The following is a 23,009-nucleotide window of genomic DNA, read 5'->3' on the forward strand; positions in this document are numbered from 1 at the left end:
GCCCCTCTGCCTTCCCTGCCTCGCTCAGTCCATCGCCTCGGGCCGCCGGCCGCGTGCCCGGTCCAAGAGCGCCTGCACGGCGCCCGCCACTTCCTGGTGTGCTGCCAACATCGACTCTCGCTTGCCCGCGTCGAAGCCCGGCTCCAGATGACGCGTCAGCGGCTCCCCCACCCACTGCGTCATCTTCACGGGAAAGGGCAGCGACAGCGGCCACACCCCCGTCGCGCCCAGGCCCAGCCACAGCGGCAGCCGCGCCGGCATCCCCATGCGTCTGCCCAGCGCGTACCCGTCATTGAGGCCCAGGTATGCGTCATCCATGCCGCTGCCTCCCACGGGGACGATGGGCAGCCGGTAACGCACCGCCAGCCGCAGGTAGCCCAGCCGCTCGCCCCAGCTCACCTGGTAGCGATGCCGGTAGCTGCGACATCCCTCGCGCGTGCCTCCAGGTTGCAACAGCACGTGCTCGCCTCGCGCCACCGCCTCCGCCAGCCGGGGGTCATCTCCGGTGACGAAGCCCAGCCCGTCCACCACCGCGCGCATCCCGGGGATGCGCTCGAAGGCGCCGTGCGCCACGCCGTGTGGCAGGTAGCCCAGGTGCTCATGCAACGTCACCGTCAACATGCAGAGGTCCACCGCGAGGGGGCGCCCGTGGTAGCCGACGATGAGCTTGGCGCCAGGACGCAAGAGCGGCTCCAGGTTCACCACCTCGTAGCGGTGGTAGCGCCGCAGCCACCCGAAGGCGCCCAGCCACGCGGCGAGAGGCAGCCCACCGGCGCGCGTCATCCTCCCACCCGGTACAGCACCGCGCCGTGCGCCACGCCCGCGCCCACGCCCACCATCAGGACGCGGTCCCCGGCCTTCACCGGCCGCGTGCGCCACAGGCGGTCCAGGCTCGTGGGCAGCGACGCGGAGCCCACGCTGCCCACCGTGTCCACGACGCGCACCCCGCGCGCCGCCTCCACGCCCATCGCATCCAGGACGACCTCCAGCATCCGCCCGTTGGGCTGGTGTGTCAGCACCCACTCCACGTCGCGCAGGGCCACCTGGGCCTCCTCCAACACCGTGCGCGCGGCGCGCAGCAGCGCGTCCAGCGCCACGCGCGTCATCTCCTTGCTGGGCGTCAGGAAGCGCATCCGCTCCGGCTTACCCGTCGCGTGCGGGTTCTCCAGCACCACGTCCGTCGGCAGCGAGCCGTCGTTGCCCAGCGCCACGCCCAGCACGCCTTCCCCGGGCCGTCCGGCCCCGAGCACCGCGGCGGCGGCGGCGTCTCCCAGCACCAGGTAGGGCCTGGGGTCGTCCGGCGTCGTCGTGCGCGACAGCAGCTCCACCGAGACGACGCCCACCGGCCCCAGCCCCGTCGCCACCGAGCGCGCCGCGAGGTCGAACGCGCTCAGGAAGCCCATGCACGCGTTGCTCAGGTCCATCGCGTCACAGCTCCCCGACAGGCCCAGCGCCGCGGCCACCCGGTTCGCCGTGGCGGGCGTGGTGACATCCCCGCCCATGGACGAGACGCAGAAGATGCGCCGCAGCGCCTTCGCCTCCAGTCCAGCCGCGACGAGCGCGCCGTGGAGCGCCTCGGCCGCGACGTCCGCCGCCTTCGTCCCCGGTGGCGCGAAGTGCCGCGAGCGGATGCCCGTCTTGCGCAGCACCTCCGTCGCGTCACGGCCCACGCGCGCGCACAGCTCCTCGGTCGTCACGGCCGGGCCGGGCTGCAGGCTCGCCGTTCCCAGGATTCGCACGGGAATCATGCCGCCTGCTGTCCTCCACAGCGCCGCCCGTGGGGACCGCAGTGCAGGCGCATCTGCTCCCAGTGGGCGCGCAGCTCCGTGAGCTTCCAGGCCAGCGCTTCATCCGACGCGGCGCGCTTCAGGATGTCTCGCGCCTTGGTGAACTCCATCGCCGTTCTCAGCGGAGTGTCCGCTGACTGGATGTCGTAACTCACGTCCGCCATCAAGCTCTCCGCGTCACCGCTGCGATGCAACAGCAACACACCGCTGGCAACAAGGTCCAGCGCCCTCGATACAGGATTGAGACCCGCGAGGAATCGGCCCACCCGGCTCTCCGGCATCCAGGCTGTTTCACGCAGGCCGAAGGGAAAGATGTTGCTGGAGAACACCAGGTCCGCGCCCGCGCTCACCAACACGCTCGCGGGCACCATGCTGGTGAAGGCTCCGTCCACGTAGCGTGCGGGAGGCACCAGCGTGGGCGCCCAGAGTCCGGGCGCCGAGCCACTCGCGCGCACTCCCCGTGCCACGGGGCCGCGCTCCAGCGCCACGCACTCGCCGCTCGTCAGGTCCGTCGCCACCGGCAGGAAGCGGATGGGCAGCTCCTCCAGCCCCACGGCTCCCAAATCTTGCGTCACCAGGTGCTCCAGCGAGTACGTGGTGAAGACCGCCGCCATCGCCGCCAGCGACAGCCGGTGGCTCATGGCCCGCTCCTCCAGGCGGTGCAGGCCCTCCAGGCCGCTGTGGCCATCCAGCGCGGTGCCGCAGAAGTAGGCCCCCACCAGCGAGCCCATGCTGGAGCTGCTGATGAAGTCCACCGGCACGCGGTGCTCCACCAGCCAGCGCAGGATGTGGACATGGTAGAAGCCCCACACTCCGCCGCCGCTGAGCGCCAGTCCCACGCGACGGTGGGTGATGGCCCGGGCCCAGCGTGACAGCGCGTCCCGCTCCGCGGGGCTCAGGCCCACCTCCGTCAACGGCCTTGCGTCCACCTTCAGCGTCGCCAGTCGTCGCAGGTCCATCCGCAGGCGACAGGGCGGCAGGACATGCGCGTCCGCGCGGGGGCCTTCATGGGGTCGGCCTCGCAGCTCGGCTTCCCGCGTCGGATGTCTCGGGTCGATGACCACCGTGGGCAGCACGCGGTCCTTTCCAGGGCGCGGCACCCGGGTGTTCTCATGGTGTGTCACCAGGAGCACGTGCTTGTCCACGAGCGGCGCGCTGCCCGTCACCTGACAGCCGTCCAGGAAGACGTAATGCGGGTCGTGCTCCCGGGCCAGCTCCCGCAGGCGCGCCACGCTCAGGCGTCCCGGCGCCCCTGGTTCGGACGCCGGCACCGTGGCGCGCAGCACTCCGTCCGCGCCCTTCACCGGCAGCTCGTCCGAGCCCGACTCCGCCGTGCGCACCAGCAACACCCGGTCCTTGAAGTCGTGGGTGATGACCTTGGCCACCAGCTCGATGAGCTCGGACAGCGGCGTGTCCCGCACCTCGCTCGCGAACGTCACCACCTCCACCTGCGGCAGCGGGTCCTCCTGCTTCGGTGGCTCCGCGTGAGCCAGCAGTCGCTTCAGGTCCTGCCTCAGCCCCGCGCGTGCCTGGACGAGCGTCCACACGCCATCGCGTGGAAAGAAGAGGCCCTTGCAGGCGGTCGCCGCGCGCGCGGTGACGGAGTAGTGGCCGCCCATCAGCGCCTCGAACCCGAGTGGGGTTCCAGGACGCAGTGTCAGCAGCAATTCGCCGTCACGGTGTGCCTCCAGCTCTCCTTCGAGCAGCAGGAAGAAGCCGTGGGCCTCCTGGCCTTCCTCGCACAGCACCGTGTCCTTGGCCCAGGTGACATCCCAGGCCACATCCAACATCTGGAGGAGGACGGTGTTGCTGGTGTGCCGCAATGCGGGAGCGCGCTTGAGCGCGTACAGCCGACGACGCTGGACGTCGAGGGGCATGGAGCGGGCCATGAATCGCCGGAGGATAGCGAACCCTCCGGCTTGGGATATTGGGTCGTATCGGCCCCGCCACGTGGCTCAGGCCGGCTGTGGACGCGGCGGCTCGTTGGGCGGTGGTGTTCCTCCGCCATCGGGCCGTGCGTGTTCGTGCCGCTTGAGGAGTCGGGAGCGCGTGGACTCCACCACCGCGTACAGCACGGGGATGAAGATGAGGTTGACGAAGGTCGACAGCAACATGCCGCCGAACACGGTGGTCCCCAGGGACTTGCGCGCCGCCGCGCCCGCGCCCGAGGCGAGCACCAGCGGCACCACGCCCATGAGGAAGGCGAACGACGTCATCAGGATGGGACGCAGGCGCGTGCGCGCGGACTCGGTCGCGGAGTCCATCACGCTCTTTCCCTCGTGACGCAGCTGCTCGGCGAACTCGACGATGAGGATGGCGTTCTTGCTGGAGAGTCCGACGAGCATCACAAGCCCCACCTGGCAGAAGACGTCGTTCTGCAGGCCGCGCAGATTCTGGAACCCGAGCGCACCCAGCATGGCCACCGGCACCCCGAGGAGGATGACGAAGGGCAGCGCGAAGCTCTCATACTGCGCGGAGAGGACCAGGAACACGAACACGATACCGAGTCCGAAGATGAGGAGCACGCGCCCACCTGCCTCCTTCTGCTCCAGCGACAGGCCCGTCCACTCGTAGGTGTACCCCTCCGGCAGCACCTCGCGCGCCGCGCCCTCCATGGCCTCCAGCGCCGCGCCGCTGCTGGAGCCCGGGGCCGCCTGCCCGTTCAATTCCGCGGAGCGATACAGGTTGTAGTGCTGGATGTTCTGCGCGCTGGTGATGGGCTTGATTCGCACCAGGGCCTCCAGCGGCACCATGTCCCCGCCCGCCGAGCGCACATAGAGCGCGCCAATGTCCCTGGGCTCGCTGCGGAAGGGCATCGCCGCCTGCACGTACACGCGATACACGCGGCTGGAGAAGGTGAAGTCGTTGACGTACTGGCTGCCCAGGTACACCTGGAGCGTGGAGAAGAGCGAGTCCAACGGCACGCCGAGCGACAGCGCCTTCTCCCGGTCCACCTGGATATCGAGCAGCGGCGTGTTGGCGGTGAAGGAGGAGAACACCCCGCGCAGCACCGGGGCCTGGTTGGCCTTGCCCACCAGCGCCTCCGTCGTCTTCGCCAGGTCCGACAGGGAGCGTCCGCCCAGCTGGTCCTCCAGGACGAACTCGAAGCCGCCCACGCTGCCCACGCCTCGGATGGCCGGAGGCTGGAAGGGCAGCACGCGCGCGCCGCCAATGCCGATGAGCGGACCGCGCAGCCGCTCCACCAGGCCCGCCACGCTCTCCTCGCGCGTCTTGCGCTCGTCCCAGGGCTTCAGGTTGACGAAGAGGGTGCCGTAGTTGGCGCCGGTGCCCAGGAGCGAGAAGCCGCCCACGGTGAAGATGTCCACCACTTCGGGCTGCTTCTTCAGTACGTCCTCCGTCTGGAGCAGCACCCGCCGCGTGTAGTCGAGCGACGTGCCCTCCGGGCCCTGCACGGCGACGATGATGTAGCCCTGGTCCTCGTCCGGGATGAAGCCGGAGGGCGTGGCCCGGTACACCAGCACGGTCCCGACGAGGCACAACGCGAACACGATGACCACCGGCCACTTCAGCGGGCCGATGAGCTTCTCCAGGAGCCGGCCATAGCTGTCGCGGAAGCGGTCCATGCCCTTGTCGAACTTGCGGAACGCCAGCCACTTCTGGCCCTCTTGAGGCCGCAGCAGCCGGGCGCACAGGGCGGGGGAGAGCGTCAGCGCCACCAGCGCGGAGAGGCTGATGGAGAAGGCGAGGGTGAGCGCGAACTGGCGGTAGATGGAGCCGGTGGTGCCCGGGAAGAAGGACACCGGGACGAACACCGCGGACAGCACCAGGGCGATGGCCACCACGGCGCCGGCCACCTGCCGCATGCCCCGCTGCGTGGCCTCGCGCGGCGAGTAGCCCTCCTCCATGGTGCGCTCCACGTTCTCGATGACGACGATGGCGTCGTCGACCACCAGACCCGTGGCCAGCGTGAGGCCGAAGAGGGTGAGGGTGTTGAGCGAGAAGCCGAACGCGCTGACGAAGAGGAAGGTGCCAATCAGTGACACCGGCAGCGTGGTGGCGACCACCAGCACGCTGCGCCAGCCGTGCAGGAAGATGAAGATGACCAGCACGACGAGGAGCACCGCCTCGCCCAGCGTGACGAGCACCTCTTCAATCGACGCCTGCACCGCGACGGTGGTGTCGAAGGCTGCCTCGTACTTCATGCCCGGGGGGAAGCTCTTCTGCAGGCGGTTGAGCTCCGCGACGACGCCGTCGCGCACCTCCAGCGCGTTGGAGCCCGGGAGCTGGAAGATGCCCAGGCCCACGGCGTCCCGGCCGTTGAAGCGCAGCAACTGCGCGTAGTTCTCCGCGCCCAGCTCCACCCGGCCCACGTCCCGCACCCGCACCAGCGAGCCATCCTGGCCACGCTGCACCACGATGGCCCCGAACTGCTCGGCCGTGGCGAGCTGCCCCTGCACCTGCAACGTGAACTGGAAGTTCTGCCCCGGAGGCGCCGGCTCCTGGCCCACCTGTCCGGCGCCCACCTGCACGTTCTGCGTGCTCAGCGCCGCCACCACGTCGGAGGCCTGCAGCCTGCGCCGCGCCAGCTCCGTCGGGTCCAGCCACAGCCGCATCGCGAAGCGCCGCTCGCCGAAGATGCGCACATCGCCCACGCCCTTTACGCGCAGGAGCGCGTCGCGGATGTAGACGTCCGCGTAGTTGCTCAGGAAGCCCGTGTCGTAGCGGTTCTCCGCGTCGAACAGGCCAAAGGCCATGAGCAGCTGCGTCTGCGCCTTGTTGACGGTGATGCCCAGCGCGTTGACGGCGGCGGGGAGCTGCGGCGACGCGGTGGCCACGCGGTTCTGCACGTCCACCGCCGCGATGTCCAAATCGCGGTCCTGGTCGAACGTCACGGTGATGCTGCTCTGTCCCGTGTTGCTGCTGGTGGAGGAGATGTAGCGCATCCCCTGGACGCCGTTGAGCTGGCGCTCCAGCACCGTCGTCACGGCGCTCTCCACCGTCTCCGCCGACGCGCCGATGTACGTCGCCGTCACCTGCACTTCCGGCAGCGACAGGTCCGGGTACTGCTCGATGGGCAGCGAGGGGATGCTGATGGCCCCCGTCAGCGTGATGAGGATGGACAGCACGCTGGCGAAGATGGGCCTGCGGATGAAGAAGTCAGTGAACATGCCGTCCTCTCACTGGCCCGCGTCGGAGGCGCCGCCCACACCCTGGCCCTCGGGCTTCGCGGGCGTGGGTTTGATGGGCTGGCCATCGCGCAGCAACTGCAACCCCGTCACCACCACCTGGGCCCCGGCGTCCAGCCCTCCCGTCACCTCGTAGTCGTTGCCCGTGACTTCTCCCACGTCCAGTGGCGTGCGCTGCGCGACGGTGCCTCCGTCGGCCGAGCCCACCAGGTACACGAAGGACTGGCTGCTGATTTGCGTCACCGCGACGGTGGGCACGGTGAGCGCCTCGCGCGATGCGTACACCACGCGCGCGCGCACCAGTTGCCCCGCGCGCAGCCTGCCCGTGTTCTCGAAGGCGGCCTTCACCTCCACCAACTGCGTCGTCGCGGCGGGCGTGGGCGCCACGAAGAAGGCGGGCGCGGACACCAGCACCTTGCCTTCCGTGTCCAGCACCTCCAGCGGTGTCTTCCCCACCTGCACGCGCTGGGCGCGGTCCACCGGCACCTGCACGGACAGCTCCAGCACCTTGCTCTGGTCCAGCGAGGTGAGCCGCGTCTGCGGCGTGACGTAGTCGCCCACCTTCACCGGGATGTCTCCCACCACGCCCGCGAAGGGCGCGCTCACCTCGTAGAAGCCGAGCTGCACGCGCTGCGACTGGATTTGCGCTTCAATCGCCCGCGCGCTCGCCTCCGCCTGCTGCGCCTGCGCCACCGCCTGGTCATAGTCCTGGCGGCTCTGGAGCCCTTCCTTGAGCAGCTGCGCGCTGCGCTCCCGGGTGCGCCGGGCGAACTCGCGCTGCGCCAGCGCCGACGCGCGCTGGGCCTGGGTGGCGCGCAGCCCCGCCTGCTCCCTGCGTGGGTCCACCACCAGCAGCACCTCGTTGCGCTGCGCACGAGAGCCGGGGCGCACCGGAATCGCCTGCACGTAGCCGGCGACCTGGGGATACAGGGAGATGCTGCTGCGGGAGATGAGCGTGCCCACGTACTCGCCGGCCTCCTGCACTTCGCCGGGCGACAGCGCCAGCGTCTGCACGGACAGGGCCGTCCCCGCGCCGGCCTGCCCGCCCTGGGGGGCGTCTCCCTCCTTCGAGCCCTTGCACCCCGCCAGCGCCAGCGCCACCGCGCACCCCGCGCCCCATGTCCTCACCAGTCGCATGCCGCCTCCGCAAGGAATGCCTCGACGCGCGCCTGCTCCAACTGGAACTCGCGCACCACCAGCGCCAGCTCCGCCTGTCGCAGCGCCGCCGCTGTCTGGATGAGCTCCAGGCTGGTGCCCGTGCCCACCTCGAAACTGCGTCGGGTGAGCCTGTCGTTCTCCTCGGCCAGTACCCGCTCCTGCGACGAGATGTCCCGCGAGGCCTGGGAGACCTTCACGCCACGCCGCGCCTGCGTGACTTCCACCGTGACGGAGCGCTCCAGTTGAACCACCTGCTGGCGCGCGACCTCCGCCTCCGCGCGGGACTGTCGCAGCAGTCCCTCGCGTGCCCCGCCGTCCCAGAAGGGCAAGAGCAGGCTGGCTCCGATGTTCCAGATGGGCACGTTGACGAAGTCTTCCTCCACGGTGAGGGCAATGGTCGTGCTCGTCAGCGATATCGAGGGCGCGTACTGCGCCTTCACCGAGCTGACCTGCCGCTGCGCCACCCTGAAGCGCGAGCGCGCCGCCGCCAGGTCCGAGCGCCCCTCCAGTTCTGGAAGCTGGCGGCAGTCCTTCCGCGCGCTCTGGAGCAGTTCGTCCACGCGCACGCCCTTCGCCAGGCCCACCGCCTGCGGCAACCCGAGTGCGAGCCCGAGCGCCTCGCGCGCCTGTCGCAGATTCTCGTCACCCAACACGACGAGGGCGCGCGCGGACTCGGCGTCCTGCTTCACGCGCACCACGTCCAACCGGGTGCCCGCGCCCAAATCCAACCGACGCTGCGCGAGGGCGAGCCGCTCCAGCGCGGTGCGCAGGTTGACGCGGTTGACCTCGGCCAGTCGCTCCTGCGCGGCCACCTGCACCAGCGCCCGGGCGAGCGCGCCGCTGAGCTGACGCCGCGTCTCCGCGAGCGACCACGCCGCGGCGCGCTGGGCCTCCCGCGCCGTGCGCCGTGCGTCAATGGCCTGCAGGTCGAACAGCGGCACGGAGGCCGAGAGGATTCCCGCGAACGGCGGCTGCGTGGGTCTCAGGGCGCTGTCCGTCCCCGTGCCCCCGCCGACACCGCCGCCAATGCCTCCCCCCACGCCACCGCCCACGCCACCCCCCGTGCCGCCGCCGATGAAGGTCGTCGAGTCGGGGTCCAGCACGTTGTACTGCACGCCCACCGTGCCGGTGATGACGGGCAGCAGGCCCGCCAGCGCGATGCGCGCCTGTCCCGCCGCGGACTCCACCTGGGCCAGCGCGGTCCTCAAGTCGGTGGAGCTCTGCCGCACCATGTCCAGCGCCTCCTCCCAGGACTTCACCTGGATGGGCGCGGGCGGCATGGGCGTCAGCAGCGGGTCCGACACTTCGGGCTGCGGTGGCTCCGGCGGGTCGTCGCTCGTCCCGGTGTCCTCACCGGGCCCTGGGGCGGACGTGTCCCATTGCCCCTGGGGAGGGGTGCCCCGCCGTGGCGCGCCGGGCGCCTGTGACGGCGCTCCCGGGGGCGTCACGGGAATGCCCTGTCCCTGGGCCGACTGTGGCCTGGGATTCTGGATGGGCAGCACCTTGGGCGCGCCGTGTCCCTGGGGCCGCTGTCGCACGGCGGACGGCGGCCGGGCCTGGGCGAGCGGCACCCCTGGCTCGGAGCCAGGGTGCGAGAGGAGGAGGGCGAGCAGCAGGGCGTTCATATCGGGTGCCCTGAGGTAGGGGAGGCACCCGATACCGGCCACGTACCCCGGGGCCGGTCCCCGCCTGTCTGACAAAAGGGACGAGAGCCTGCTCAGCAGTGGATGGAGCGCCAGCGGGCTCGCGTCCTCCGCTCAGCGACCCTGTTTGAGCATGGACAGACGCTGCTTCGCCGCGCGGCTCTGTGGGTCGAAGCGCAGCGCGTCCTCGAGCCGCTCCTTGCCCTTCTCCACCTGTCCCTGGACGACATAGAGGTCGGCCAGGCGGACGAGCGCGTCGGCGTTGTAGGGCTGCAAATCCAACGCCCGCTCGAACTCGCGGATGGCGGTGGTCAGGTCCTTCCGACGCACGGCGAGCTGCCCGAGCATGATGTGCGGTTGGACCAGCCCGGAGGTCTCCGGCCGCGACGCCAGCGCCTCCACGGCCGCGGTGCCGCGCGCGTCGCCGAAGCTCGCCAGCGTCAGCGCCGCGGACTGGCGCACCCACGTGGAGCCATCCTGGAGCAGCGCCGCCAGGTCCTCGGTGGCCTCCTTGCCACCCACGGCGCCCAGCGCCTCGATGACGTCCGCGCGCAGCAGGCTGTCCTGCGTCCCCTTCAGCGCGGCGCGCAGGGCGGGCACGGCCTCGCGCTTGTATCGACGCCCGAGCACCTTCGCCGCCACGCCACGCAGCGACGCGGCTTCCTTCGTGTCCGCGAGCACGGCCTCCAGCGCGGGCCGGCTGGTGTCCGCGGTCTTGTCGTCGAAGGCGTCCGCCAGGCGCACGCGCCGCTCCTGCCGCTTCGCGGAGTCCGGCCACATTTTCGCCAGGGCCTGGTCCATGGCCTCCGGCGTCTCCTTCGTGTGACATGTGTTGCAGGCATTGGGGATGCCGTGGCGCGTGGTGTTCTTCGGCGCGGGCACGTCGAGCGCATGGTCCGCGAACTTGTCGAGCACGCCGGAGACGACGGGCGGCATGTGACAGGCCACGCAGTCCTGCGCGGCGCGCCCGGTGTGCTTGGAGTGTTTCGCGCCCGCGGCGAACAGGTCCGCGTGGCATTGCTGACAGGTGGCCGAGCCCACGGAGATTTTCGCGGCCGTCTTCTCCGGCAGGTTCAGCTCGTTGGGCGCGTGTGGCTCGTGCGGCGCGGTGTGACAGGTGAGGCAGGTCGCATTGCCCTGCAGATGGCACTGCGACTGGATGAGGGCCTGGTACTCGAAGCTGGAGGTGCTGGGGCGGCCGTCGGTGAAGTAGTCGCCGGAGCGCTCGTTGCCCACGAAGAGGACGATGGGTTGGTAGAAGTCTTCATACTTCTGGCCCGGCTGGAAGCGGTGCGCCAGGTCGAGGATGGGGAAGAGGGGACGGCGCGGGCCATGGCACTGCGCGCACACCGCGAAGCCCAGCTCCGAGGACAGCTTCGACGGCTGGACGATGTCCTTGGGGTCCTGCGTGTCGGCGTGCCTGGCACCGGGCCCGTGGCAGCTCTCGCACGCGACGCCCGCGTCGGTGAAACGCGTGGTCCACGTGTGGGTGGCGCGGTCGTGGCGCGCGTCGAGTCCGGTGACGTGACAGTCCAGACACGCGTGCTGCGCGCTGCGACGGAAGTTGGCCCAGAAGAACGGGTGGTCCGGCGTGAGCGCGCCCTGCTTCGTCTCCGAGTAGTCCACCCACTCGCCCTTGCCGGTGACGTGGTAGTAGACGGGCAGCACCTGCCAGCGACCGTCTGCGAGCACCGTGACGGGGTCCTGCATGCGCTTGCCGCCCACCACCCACTGCACCGGGAACTCCGCGAGCTGCCCGTCCGCGCCCTTCGTGCGCATGAAGTGGTGCTCACCGTCGCGACGCATCCACGCCTCGCTGGAGTCTCCCTTGAAGTGCGTGTTCTTGCGGTAGTCGCCCACCACGAACTTCGACGTCGCGGGGGACAGCGCGCGCGAGTGCCAGCCCTTGCTCCATTCGGCGTGCTCGTCCTCGTGGCACTCGCCGCACGCCTCGGCGCCGGCGTAGACGCCGCGCGGCGGGTGCCCGTCCTTCACTTCGGCGGGCGGTGGCGTGGCCTGGGCCACGGGCTTGGGCGCGGTGGGAGGGGAGGCGCTCGCGGTGGCCGGTGTGGAGGCCGGGGGGCGCAGCGCGTAGGTGACTCCCGCGGCCGTGCCAAGCAATGCGAGGAGGACGAGGGCGAGCAGGGCGGGACGAGCAGGGCGCATGTCGGAAGTGCCCTGAGCCTGCCTGTCGCGCCCTGTCGTGACAAGCCGGGCTCCCGGGGATGGCGGGACTGGGCCGTCCTCCCGGGTTGGGCGGGCCGTCACTCCGCCCCGCGTGCGAGCCGCGGAGCGGGCGCGGCCGGTGGGTCGCTACTCCTTGGCGGAGTAGAACTCCGGCGGTCCGGCGAGCCACACGCTGGTGCCCTCCGTGCGCTCCAGCAGCTCGTCCGCCAGCTTGCTCCAGTCCTCGGAGGGGCCCATGGCCTCCATGCTGGAGGGCACGAAGCCGAGGAACTGCTGGGGACCCACGGCGAGGACCGTCGCGGTCGGCGCGCGGTACGAGCCCTCGTGGTGGTAGCCGAAGAGGCCCCAGGTCTTCCAGGAGCGGCTCAGCGCGTCGTAGCGCAGCGGCGCGCAGCTCGTCTCGGCGATTTTCTGGGCGTCCTCGTCGCTCTCCCCCGAGCAGACCTGAAGGCTGTCACCGAGCTTCACATCCTGGAGAGGACAGGAGACCTGAAGGGAGTGCTTGCAGTGGCCAATGGGGTTGGGCGCGCCGCGGTCGCTCCAGTAGGCCTGGACGAAGGCCGCCGCGCCCTTCGGGTCCTCCCACTGGATGGACTCGCCCATCCCTTCGAGGAAGACCCAGGGGACGGAGGTGGCCTCCACGAGCGCCTCGGCCAGATGCTCCTTCTGCTCGGCGTGTCCGATGGGCTCCAGGCTGAAGGGGACGAACGCCACATAGCCCCCCGACTCCACGGCCGCCAGGGTGCCGGCGCCGCCGAGCGAGATGCCGCCATTCGTCGAGCCCCCTGGGCGCCCCGCGACACCGCCGTTGTTGTTGCCGTTGCCGGCCCCCGGCGAGTCCTTGGCCGCCCTCGCACAGAGGTTGGTACAGGAGTTCAGCGCGTCCCTGTCAGCCCACGCCTGGCTCTCGTTGGAACAGCCCATGGCGGAGTCGAAGTTGGCGACGGTAGGGGGCGGGCAATGACAAGGTTTGTAGACCGCCGTGTACTTGCAAGCCGTATCGACCCAGGGCGGCGGGCCTTGATGGTCGTAATACCCGACGCCGATGACGCCCCCTGGCGTCCGCGCCTGGGCTGGCGTGCTCCAGGTGACGGCACCCAGGGCGGCCAGGAGCGCGAGCAATGAAATCCTCGAAGTGAAACGAATCAGGCGCGGCTGCGGGGACATGAGTGACCTCCGTCAATGCGTTGCACCAGCAGCCTGACTGTCTCAAGAATTGTTCACAATGGGTGTTGATTGACTTCTCCGAGAGTAGCGTTTTGTGTCACAGGCAGGGTTGACCCTGGCGTGTCCGAGGGGGAGGCTGGTGGACGATGCTCAAGCTCCAGTGGCTCCAGGTCCACCAGTTCCGCTCCGTGAACCCCGGCACGCGGCTGTCGTTCAGTCCGTCCTTCAACGTGCTGCTGGGCCGCAACGGCACGGGGAAGACCTTGCTCCTGGACCTCCTCGCGGCCGTCGCCAGCTCGGACTTCACGGCCATGGCCCTGGAGCCCTTCGAACTGGAGTACGCGCTGAGCGCGGACACCGGCCGAATCACGGTGCGGGTTCGGAACGTGCCCGTGATGCCCCAGGACGGGCCCGCGGGCTCCGGGCTGTCCATGGACATCGTCGTGTCGCCGCGCGACATGGCGTGGCCGCTGGTCATCCGTCGCGAGGGGCTCCAGGTCACCGTCTCGCGCGAGGGTGACACCTCGCTCGTCGTCCAGGAGCGACTGGCTCCCGAGGTCGCCGGCCGGCTGTGGCTGGTCCTCATGTCCGGAGGCATCGCCTGGGTGGAGAAGACGGGCGAGGGCACGGCCACGGTGGAGCCGCTGCTGGCCATGGCCCGCGAGGTGTCCGCCCTGGCGGGGCTGAGCCGCTTCGACGAGGGGCTCGCCTACTTCGAGCAGCTCTACCAGGTGGAGCTGCGCCTCTCCCGGCGGGCGGAGGGTGTGCTCGCCACGGGCACGGGGCTCGCGTCGGAGGCGCTGCTGGACGGGCTGCGGCGGCTGGCGGCGGCGCAGTGGGGCTCCGCGCGGTATGTCGTCCCGTCGGACGCCGTCCCCTTCCTTCGCGACGCGTCGCGGTTGCTCGGCTTCACCTCCGCGGAGGCCAGCCTCGTTCCCCTGGAGGCGTCGCCCGAGGGCAAGTACGAATCCCTCACGCTCGGGGGCCTGGAGCTGGACTTCCTAGGCCCCGGAGACACGCGGGTCTCCGCGCGTCAGCTGGGTCATGGCCAGAAGCGCCTGCTCGCCCTCCAGCACTACCTGGCCCGGGCGCGCGCGGTGGTCGTCGTGGATGAGGTGGCCCACTCCCTCCACCCCCAGCTCGTGCGGGCCAGCGTGGAGCCGCTCAAGGGGCGGCAGAGCTTCTTCACCAGCCAGAGTCCCGTGCTGATGGACCTGCTCGCCTTCGAGTCCGCGGAGCACGTGCGCGCGAGCCTGGTGGTGTGTCGTCGCGAGGAGGACACGGGCCTGCTGACCTGGGAGGACCCGTCGCCGGAGGTCGCCGAGCGGCTCTTCACCGCCAGCGCCGCCGCCCCCGGACAGATGGGGGCCCTGCTCCAGGCCCAGGGGCTCTGGTAACCCGGGCACGTCCGTTCTCCCACGGCGTCCGCGAGTCGACAGCCGGCGCACCGCGGCAAGACGGGTGCCGTGTCGCGTCACGAGCTGGCCTATCCTGCGGGACGTGGGGAGGGAACCGCCATGCCGATGTTGACCGTGAATGGAACCGAGTTGCACTACGAGGATACGGGTGGCTCGGGTGAGCCCATCCTGTTCAGCCATGGGTTGTTGTGGAACTCGCGGCTGTTCGACCCGCAGGTGGATGCGCTGCGGAGTCGCTATCGCTGCATCGCGTATGACCACCGGGGGCAGGGGCGCAGCGCGGTGCCCGAGGCGAGCACCATCGACATGGAGACGCTGTACCTGGACGCGGTGGGGCTGATGGAGAAGCTGGACCTGGGGCCGTGTCACTTCGTCGGCCTGTCCATGGGAGGCTTCATCGGGATGCGCATCGCGGCGCGCCGGCCGGAGTTGTTGCGCTCGCTCAGCCTGCTGGATACGTCGGCGGACGCCGAGCCGCTGGCCAACGTGCCGCGCTACACGTTGCTCAACCTCATCGCTCGGATGGCGGGGTTGCGGCCGGTGGTGGACCCGGTGATGCGCATCATGTTTGGCCGGACGTTCCTGACGGACCCGAACCGCGCGGAGGAGCGGGCGCTGTGGCGGGCGCGGCTGCTGGAGAACCGTCGGGACATCTGGCGCGCGGTGAACGGTGTCATCCGTCGCAACGCGGTGTCACACGAGGTGCCGAACATCCGCGTGCCCACGCTCATCGTCGTGGGGGAAGAGGACGTGGCCACTGTTCCGGCGAAGGCCGAACGGCTCCACCAGTTGATTCCGGGCTCGCGGCTGACGCGGCTTCCGCGCGGGGGGCACTCCTCCACGGTGGAGGAGCCCGCGCTCGTCAACGCCGCGCTCGGCTCCTTCCTGGAGTCGCTGGTGAGACCGCACGTGTCGTCACGCGTGGGGTGAGTTGGGGCTGTGCGGTGTTCGCGCCGGGGACTGAGTGCGCGCCCCGGCGCGGCGTTGGCCTGCACGGCGTTGCGGCTAGGTCTTCACCCCGAGCGTCTTCTTCGCCTGACGTGAGAGCGTCTTGTCCCCGGCGGCATCGGGGATGTCGAGCAGTGCCGCCGCCACCACCTTGCCCGCGCCGTGGATGTTCTCGTTCGCGAGTTTCAGGTACGTCCCGAAGCGCGTGAGCCGCTCGGGGTGCGCGCGCGCCGCCTCCACGTGGGCCAGCAGCACCTTCGAGAGCGCGTCCGCCGGGAATCGCTCGAACAGGTTGCGCAGCGCTTGTCGCTCCAGCGCCTCCGGCCGCGTCTCCGCCAATCGGACGGCCGGCTCCAGCATCGCCAGCCCGAAGGTCTTCAGCGAGTCGGACACGACGCCCGGCTTCCACCCGTCGACGAACGCCGCCAGGAGTGTCTCCGCGCCGCGCACGTCACCCAGCACCCCCAGCGCGTACACCGCCGTCTTGGCCTCCTCGTCGTCCGTGTCGCGCGCCTCCACGCTGTGCACGTACTTGTCCAGCACCTCCGAGTCCCCCAGCCACGCCAGGGCCATGGCCGCGCGTCGCCGCACCTCGTTCGACGGGTCTCCGTAGAACACCTGCCGCAGCACCGGCCACGCCTGCGTGAGCCCCAACCCCTCGAGCTGATCCACCGCCGCCAGCCGCGCTTCCCGAGTCGGCTCCGACAGCGCCCGCTGCGCGAGCGGCCGAATCCTCCCCTGTCGCACCTTCGCGAGCGCCGCGATGGACGCGGGCCCCGTCTCCCGGGCCTGCACATCGTTCAACACCTCGCGTGCATGGAGCCGCAGGCCCGCGTCGTGGCCCTTGCGTGTCATGCCGTCCAGCAGCACTCGCGCCGCATGGACCTCCAACTGCCCCAGCACCTGGATGGCGGTGCGGCGCACCATCCGGCTGTGATGCTCGGACAGGGCCTGCTTCACCACCTCCAGCACGCGCTCCTTCGGACGTGCCGCCACCGCCCGGGCCACGAAGGTGCTCGCCGCGCCGTCGCTCCACGCGGGATACAGGGACTCCAGCAGCGAGTCCGCGTCCAGGCTCGCGTAGTAGTGCGCCGCATGGGCCGCGGCCTCGTAACGAGACAGCTCTCCTCGAGCCCGCTTCAACAGCGCCTCACCCGGAGGCAGCGGCGCCGCGGGCTTCCGGATGTGGATGCTCGGGTGCGTGGGCACCGGCTCCAACGTGTCCCCCTGGACCTGCGCCGCCCCCGCCAGCCGCACCAGGGCGATGCCGAGCACCTGGTACACCTTGACGAAGTCATCCAACCGCTCCGCCGCGTCGGGACGCTGCGCCAGCGCTTCCAGCAGCGCTCCGGGCTTCTCCAGCCCCAGCTCCCTCAGTCGGGCCACCAGCGGCTCCACCGCGCGCGGAGACAGCGAGGACAGCCCGTTGGAGAACTTCTCCGCCAGCTCATCCCGCACCTCGGCCAGGGCGATGGCCGCGCGAGACGCCCCCGCTTCGCGCGCCGCGTCCGCCCATCCGCTGCGAGGCACCGCCACCGGCGCCTCCGGCTTCGCCCGACGACGCCGACGCCGCGTGGGCTCCTCCGTTGCCTCCCGCAGCCCCAGTCCGCGCAGCTCCAGCCCCTCCGGTGTCTCCACCACCACCGCGAGCGGGAACAGCGTGGGGAGCGCCGCCTCCAGCCCCACGTCCCCCAGCACCACCTTCAACGTGGCCCCTTCCAGTGCCGCGGCGAAGGGCTCCTCCAGCCGCGAGTCCGCCGGGAGGAACAGCCCCCGGTCTCCCGAGTCCACCAACTGTGAGCGCTGCCCGCTCGCCAGGAGCGTCTGCACCCGCAGCGCCACGGGGAGCAGCTCCGGCGCGAAGACGTCCTTGCGGTGCTCCTGGAAGGCCGCCAGCGCCGCCCCCACGTCCGGCAGCGCCATCTTCACCAACAGCCGCAGCGCCGAGTCGTCCTGCGGATGCGTCGACTTCGCGTCCTCCAGGTCCAGTCGCCGAGGCGGGAAGCCCGGGTACTGCCCACCCTTGGCCTCCTCCAGCACCACGCCCGCGTGGCTCTTCTTCGGCTCCACCGTCTTGAGGAAGGCGGGGAGGATTTGCTTCTCCGTGTAGTGGGCTCCGGTGCCCAGCTCCAGGAAGCGACTCTCCCGGACGAGGAAGTTGTCGGGCGTGGTGCGCGTGGTGAAGGCGTACTCCACCAGCGTCAGCCCCTCGATGGGAGCCCGGTCCTTCTTCGTCCACGTCTTGCCAATCAGCTCCTCGACGTAGCGGTCCTCCAGGGGCTCACCGCCCAGGTGCTTCTCCACCTTGCGCGCGGTGAGCAGCATGTCCGCCACCAGGTCGGTGAAGACGGGGGGCTCGAACGTGCCCGTGCGCGCCGCCGCCTGCTCCAGCAGGGCCGCCACCTCCACCGTGCGCGCCGCCAGCCGGCGCAGGCCATTGGCGCGCAGCGACTCACCCAGGGCGCGCACCTGCTCGGCGCGGTCCTCGGACAGGGACGTCACGCCCGACAGGCCCAGCTCCCGCACCAGCGTGGACACCTGCGCCACGCCCGCCTTCATCAGCTCGCCCGTCTCCGTCTTGCCCTTCTTCACGCTCTTCTTCGCCGGGCCTCCCGCGCCCGCCGGGGCCGTATCGGTGGTGACGAAGGCTTCCGGCGCGCGAGCCCACGCCACCAGCAGCGCCGCCGCGTGTTTGCAGAAGGGCCGCGAGCGCGCGGCCACGCAGGAGCACTTCCCCTTCACCTCACGCCCGTCACCGAACACCAGCGACACTTTGTAGGGCGACGCCCCGGAGCCCAGCGCATCCGCGAACAGCCGGTTCTCGAAGCGGGACAGGTGGGTGATTTGCTTGTCGTCGAAGATGCGAGTGCCCTTCGCGACCTCCGAGGGGTCTCCGATGATTTCCGTCAACCCTCCGCTGCTGGCAGCCACCTTGCGAGGCTCAGCCATGGTGCGTCTCCTTGTCGGCGGTCAGCAGCGGTGTCAGGTCCTGGTTGCGCATCACCCGCTCCACCACATCCACCAGTCGTTTGGGCGTACACCCGAAGCAGGGAATGCCCAGCGCGGTGAGCCTCTCCGCCATGGCGTGGTCGTACGTGGGCTTGCCTCCGTCCGACAGCGACAACAGGCACAGCACCTTCGCCCGCGAGTCCACCAACTGACGCAGCCGCGCCACCAGCTCCTCCGCGTCACCGCCTTCATAGAGGTCGGTAATCAGCAGGAAGAGGGTCTTCTCCGGCCGTTGCACATGGTTCGCCTGCGCATAGGCCACCGCGCGGTTGATGTCCGTTCCGCCGCCGAGCTGCGCGGTGAACAGCACCTCCACGGGGTCCGTGAGCAGGGGCGTCATGTCCACCACCTCCGTGTCGAACAGGATGAGGCGCGTGCGCAGCACATCCAGTGACGCGAAGATGGCCGCCATGACGGAGCTGTACACCACGCTCTGCGCCATGGAGCCGGACTGGTCCACCACCAGCGTCACATCCCACTCGTGATGCTTGCGCTGGTTGGGCCAGAAGTAGAAACGCTCGGGCACCAGTCGCTTGTGCTCCGCGTCCCAGCCCTTCAGGTTCTGCCGAATCGTGCGCTTCCAGTCGATGTTGCGCGCAATCGGCAGCGGGCTCGTCCTGTCCCTGCGCAGGGCGCCGAACACGGCCGTGCGGACGGAGGACTCCAGCTTCTTGCGCAGCTCCTCCACCACCTCGCGGACAATCTGCCGGGCAATTGCCTTCGCCTCGTCGGGGATGAGCCCGCGCGCGCTGACCAGCGTCGTCACCAGCTCCACGTTCTTGTCGAGGAAGGGCAGCGTCTCTGGCTCGAAGAGGAGCTGGGTGAGCCCCTTCTTCTCGATGGCGTCCTTCTGGACGAGCGCAATCACGTCGTCGCGGAAGAAGCTCCGCAGCGCACCCAGCCACTCGGGGATGTAGGGGCGCGAGCCGGATGAGCTCGCGCGCTTTTCCCCGTAGACGAAGGAGAGCGCGTCATCCAACGCCTCCAGGTCTCCGCCGCCCACGCCCACCGAGCCCGCCTGGGTGCTCAGGGCCCGCAGCGAGGGACAGGCTCCCGTCTTCTCCGCCGTCGGGCCGAGCGCGAGCCGCCAGCGCAGCAGGGCATCCCGGTCCTTCTCCGCCAGTTCCTTGGGGTCCACGCTCATAGCAGGTCGTCCAGGTCGTCGAGCACCTTGCCCAGCTCGGCGCTCATGTCCTTGAGCTTCGCTGTGTCCTTCTCTTCGAGCACCGTCTTCACGGCCCGGCCCTTTTCTCCGAGCTGCCGCACCGCCACCACGTTCTCCATGAGGTAGCGGCGCTCGGTGGTACCCAGCACGCCCAGTGCCCTTCTCAATACCGGCAGGGTCTGACGGAAGCGCTCGGGGTCGATGCTGGTCAGGAAGTCGTCCAGGGCCTTCACCACTTCGCGGTTCTTCACCAGCACCAGCGCGTTGACGCCCAGGAAGCCCTCCAGCCAGGACGCGCCTTCCTCGGGAGCCACCGCCAGCGACAGCCGCAGTCCGACGATGAGCGCCACCTCCGCCTCGCTCAGTTCGTGCGCCAGATACAGCAGGCCCGTGGCAAGGCCCGACGTCGCCGGGTGCACGGTGGTGCTGTCCATCAGCTCGCGGGCCTCCGCCAGCCAGCCGGCCTTGTCCGCGAGCGGCTGGGCCAGCGCCACCTCGTGCAGGGTGCGCAGCGCCTCCACCACGGAAGGCAGGGCGTCCGGTGCGCAGGCACAGGCCTCGCGCACGCGCAGCAGCGCGCGGGAGTACGTCTTCTGGCAGAGCACCGCCACCGCCTCGTCGCCCACGTCCGTGTGCGCGCGCGAGGTGCCATAGGCCACCAGTCCGGACAGCGCGCGCGCCGCCGAGGCGAGCGAGGGCAGGTCCACGTCCGTGGCCGCGTGCGTGTCACAGGCGCGCAGGGCCGCGGCCATCGTCTGCGGGCAGCCGGTAATCACCGACTCCAACAGGACGTTCGCGGCGGCACCCGTGGTCTTCGCCGCGTCCAGTTGCTCCTGGAGGACGCGGGTCGTCACGGCTTCCAGCGAGTCGCCGAGGACGATTTTCTCCACCAGCGCCACGTCCGTGGACGGCGTCCACTGCGCCTGCCACGACTCGCGCACCCGCGTCAGCGCCGCCTGTCCGCCAGCCTCTTGCGGCGAGGCGCGCTGCTGTCCCGTGGCCGCGAGCGTCGCATAGGGAATCCCCGCCACGCGCAGCCGGTGGAGGAACACCGAGGAGCCGACCTCCACCGTGTTGGTGAGGCGCAGCGTGAAGGTCTCCGCGCTGTCGGTGCTCGGCAGCCGGCGCGTGTCCAGCTCCCGCCAGAACTCCGCCTGGAGCGAGTTCTTGCCGATGCGACTGGCCACCCGTCCCACTTGATGACCGACGACGCTCTTCCACAGGAACGCGTCGACATGCGTCGCGTCGCCCCGGCACAGCGTGGCCACGGTGGCCTCGCGCAGTTCGTCCAGTCCTGGAGCGCTCTTCTCGCGCAGGTCCGCCAGCGTCATCGCCAGTCGGTAGGCCTCCAGCACGTCCGACAGCGACGCGGTGAAGCCGCGCATGCGCAGGTGCGCGGCGAAGTCGATGAGCACCTCCAGCGTCGCGCGCCGGAAGTCGCACTGGGCCTCGTGGGCCTTCTGGTAGAAGTGCGGCGCCCGATTGCCCGCGCCGTAGCCGAGCTGCTCGGACAGCCGGGGGAAGCTGTACGGAATCACCGTCACCGCGCAGGGCACCGCCTTGGGGAGCTTCGCCTCCAGCGCGGGCTCCACGTCCCGGGCCAGGAAGGCCGCGATGTGCGCGGCGCCCGCCACCACGGCGACCTTCTCCGGCGCGACGCCGCTCGCCACCACCTCCAGCACCTTGCGCGCCATGAACGCATCGCGCCAGCGGTGGTAGTCCTGGCGAGGCCCCGCGTTGAGCACGTCCGCCCAGGCGAGCAGCACGGGGCGGAAACCCTCGGGCGTCCAGTCGGGCGCCTCGAACAGCGCCTCCCACAGCTCCTCGAAGGAGCGGTAGCCCTGCTCGCGAGCGAACCGCTCCGTGAGCGGCTCTTCGTCATGGAGGTGCTCGTGACGCTCGCCCTCCGGGACCTCCTCGCTCTCGACACCGGCCGTCTCGTCATGGCGGTCCATGCCGAGGCTGACGCCGACGGGGATGTCGATGAACAGCGCGCGGGCGCGATTCACCTTCGCCCAACGCAGGGCGGCGTACTCGGGGGAGTAGTCCGCGAAGGGCCACAGCGCGGAGCCCGGCGTGTCATCCGTGCGGTAGCCGAGCAGCGCGATGGGCGGCTTCGTCTCCGCGTCACACAACACGTCAATCAGGTCGGAGGCATCGCAAGGCCCCTCGATGAGCACGACCTCCGGCTTCACGCGCTCCAGCCAGCGCCCGAGCACCGCCGTGGTGCGCGGCGAGTGGTGGCGCACCGGGAACAGATGCACCCGGGAGAGCAGGTCCAGGTCCATCAGCCCCTCAGGAGCTTCTTGCTGGCGGAGTACAGGTCCTTCCACGCGCCGGTGCGGCCCTTGGCGACGGTCTCCATGTATTCGCGCAGGGCCTTCACGTCGTCCTCCTGCTCCTTCACCACGGCGCCCACCAGTGACGCGGCCAGCTCGTGGGGGGTGACCTTCCCGCCGCCGAACTGCTCCGCGAGGATGGAGCTGTTGAACAGCACGCTGATGGCCTCCGCGGTGGACAGCACGGCGCCCGGGGTGCGGACCTTCGTCTTGCCGTCCTTCGTCACGCCCTTGCGCAGCTCCTGGAAGAGCGTCAGCAGGATTCGCGACAGCTCCTCCGGAGGCGGCACTCCGACCTGGTAGTCATTGCGCAGCTCCGCCTCGCGCTTCGTCACAATCTGTATTTCCTGTTCCAGGTCCTCGACCACGGGGACGGTGACGAAGTTGAAGCGGCGCTTGAGGGCGGCGCTCATCTCGTTGACGCCCCTGTCCCGCGTGTTCGCGGTGGCGATGAGGTTGAAGCCGCGCTGGGCGCTGACCACCTCGCCCAGCTCCGGGATGGAGACCTGCTTCTCCGAGAGGATGGAGATGAGGGCGTCCTGAATCTCCGGGGACGTGCGGGTGACTTCCTCGAAGCGGGCGAACTTGCCGGAGCGCATGGCGCGCAGGACGGGGGAGGGGACCAGGGCCTCGGGCGTGGGGCCCTGCGCGAGCAGCAGCGCGTAGTTCCACGAGTACTTGAGGTGGTCCTCGCTGGTGCCGGCGGTGCCTTGGACGATGAGAGCGGAGGTGCCGCTGACGGCGGCGGACAGGTGCTCGGACAGCCAGCTCTTCGCGGTGCCGGGCTCGCCCACGAGCATCAGCGCGCGGTCCGAGGCGAGGGTGGCGATGCAGACCTGGATGAGCCCCTTGTCGCCGACGTACTTGGGCGTAATCGTCACGCCGCCGACGGGCTTGGACCCGCCGAGGATGTACGTCTCCACGGCGCGAGGCGACAGCGCCCATCCAGGGGGACGGGGCTTGTCGTCATAGGCGGCGAGGGCTTCCAGCTCAGTCTTGAACTTCGCTTCGGCGGGCAGTCGGATGTCCGGCATGCATGCA

General features: G+C 70.3%; 14 protein-coding genes. 2 read left to right on the forward strand and 12 right to left on the reverse strand.

What is annotated here, in order from left to right:
- Window positions 1-24: 24 nt before the first annotated feature.
- The 8 genes from HUA74_RS35980 to HUA74_RS36015 form a co-directional block, all read right to left on the reverse strand.
- Window positions 25-783, reverse strand: coding sequence for a lysophospholipid acyltransferase family protein (locus HUA74_RS35980; RefSeq protein WP_174458186.1), 759 nt, complete (start codon window positions 781-783; stop codon window positions 25-27).
- Window positions 780-1,748, reverse strand: coding sequence for a 3-oxoacyl-ACP synthase III family protein (locus HUA74_RS35985; RefSeq protein ID WP_141645846.1), 969 nt, complete (start codon window positions 1,746-1,748; stop codon window positions 780-782). The genes HUA74_RS35980 and HUA74_RS35985 overlap by 4 nt, the downstream gene beginning before the upstream one ends.
- A complete protein-coding gene (locus tag HUA74_RS35990) occupies window positions 1,745-3,664 on the reverse strand; it encodes a patatin-like phospholipase family protein (protein ID WP_141645845.1) in 1,920 nt (639 codons plus the stop codon). The genes HUA74_RS35985 and HUA74_RS35990 overlap by 4 nt, the downstream gene beginning before the upstream one ends.
- A 78-nt stretch (window positions 3,665-3,742) precedes the next feature.
- Entirely contained in the window at window positions 3,743-6,916 is a 3,174-nt protein-coding gene (locus HUA74_RS35995; protein WP_174458187.1) for an efflux RND transporter permease subunit, read from the reverse strand.
- A gap of 9 nt (window positions 6,917-6,925) precedes the next feature.
- A complete protein-coding gene (locus HUA74_RS36000; protein ID WP_174458188.1) occupies window positions 6,926-8,071 on the reverse strand; it encodes an efflux RND transporter periplasmic adaptor subunit in 1,146 nt (381 codons plus the stop codon).
- On the reverse strand, window positions 8,059-9,717 hold the full coding sequence (locus tag HUA74_RS36005) for a TolC family protein (protein ID WP_174458189.1): 1,659 nt from the start codon (window positions 9,715-9,717) through the stop codon (window positions 8,059-8,061). Before HUA74_RS36005 ends, HUA74_RS36000 begins: the two co-directional genes overlap by 13 nt.
- A 132-nt stretch (window positions 9,718-9,849) precedes the next feature.
- Window positions 9,850-11,901, reverse strand: a complete 2,052-nt coding sequence (locus HUA74_RS36010) for a HEAT repeat domain-containing protein (RefSeq protein WP_174458190.1) — start codon at window positions 11,899-11,901, stop codon at window positions 9,850-9,852.
- 147 nt (window positions 11,902-12,048) lie between these two features.
- Window positions 12,049-13,089 carry a hypothetical protein gene (locus HUA74_RS36015; protein ID WP_174458191.1) on the reverse strand — a complete coding sequence of 347 codons (1,041 nt, stop codon included), beginning with the start codon at window positions 13,087-13,089 and terminating at the stop codon, window positions 12,049-12,051.
- Between the two features lie 146 nt (window positions 13,090-13,235).
- On the opposite strand from HUA74_RS36015, the gene HUA74_RS36020 reads away from it, so the two are divergent.
- Both HUA74_RS36020 and HUA74_RS36025 read left to right on the forward strand, forming a co-directional pair.
- Complete coding sequence (locus HUA74_RS36020) at window positions 13,236-14,486, forward strand: AAA family ATPase (RefSeq protein WP_174458192.1); 1,251 nt, start codon at window positions 13,236-13,238, stop codon at window positions 14,484-14,486.
- Window positions 14,487-14,606: 120 nt separating this feature from the next.
- Window positions 14,607-15,437 (forward strand): alpha/beta fold hydrolase, encoded by an 831-nt coding sequence (locus tag HUA74_RS36025; protein ID WP_174458193.1) that lies wholly within the window; start codon window positions 14,607-14,609, stop codon window positions 15,435-15,437.
- A gap of 75 nt (window positions 15,438-15,512) precedes the next feature.
- On the opposite strand, the gene HUA74_RS46730 is transcribed toward HUA74_RS36025, so the two are convergent.
- Genes HUA74_RS46730 through HUA74_RS36045 form a run of 4 tightly spaced genes read right to left on the reverse strand, consistent with a single transcriptional unit; the run spans window position 15,513 to window position 23,002 of the window.
- Window positions 15,513-18,404: a HEAT repeat domain-containing protein gene (locus HUA74_RS46730; RefSeq protein ID WP_174458194.1), complete on the reverse strand. Its 2,892-nt coding sequence runs from the start codon at window positions 18,402-18,404 to the stop codon at window positions 15,513-15,515.
- Entirely contained in the window at window positions 18,397-19,608 is a 1,212-nt protein-coding gene (locus tag HUA74_RS36035) for a VWA domain-containing protein (protein WP_174458195.1), read from the reverse strand. Before HUA74_RS36035 ends, HUA74_RS46730 begins: the two co-directional genes overlap by 8 nt.
- On the reverse strand, window positions 19,605-21,917 hold the full coding sequence (locus HUA74_RS36040; RefSeq protein ID WP_174458196.1) for a DUF5682 family protein: 2,313 nt from the start codon (window positions 21,915-21,917) through the stop codon (window positions 19,605-19,607). The genes HUA74_RS36035 and HUA74_RS36040 overlap by 4 nt, the downstream gene beginning before the upstream one ends.
- The gene (locus HUA74_RS36045; RefSeq protein WP_174458197.1) at window positions 21,917-23,002 is read right to left on the reverse strand and encodes an AAA family ATPase; all 1,086 of its coding nucleotides are present in this window, start codon (window positions 23,000-23,002) and stop codon (window positions 21,917-21,919) included. Before HUA74_RS36045 ends, HUA74_RS36040 begins: the two co-directional genes overlap by 1 nt.
- Between the last annotated feature and the right edge of the window lie 7 nt (window positions 23,003-23,009).

The organism is Myxococcus sp. CA051A (assembly GCF_013336705.1).
In the GTDB taxonomy this organism is placed as follows: domain Bacteria; phylum Myxococcota; class Myxococcia; order Myxococcales; family Myxococcaceae; genus Myxococcus; species Myxococcus llanfairpwllgwyngyllgogerychwyrndrobwllllantysiliogogogochensis.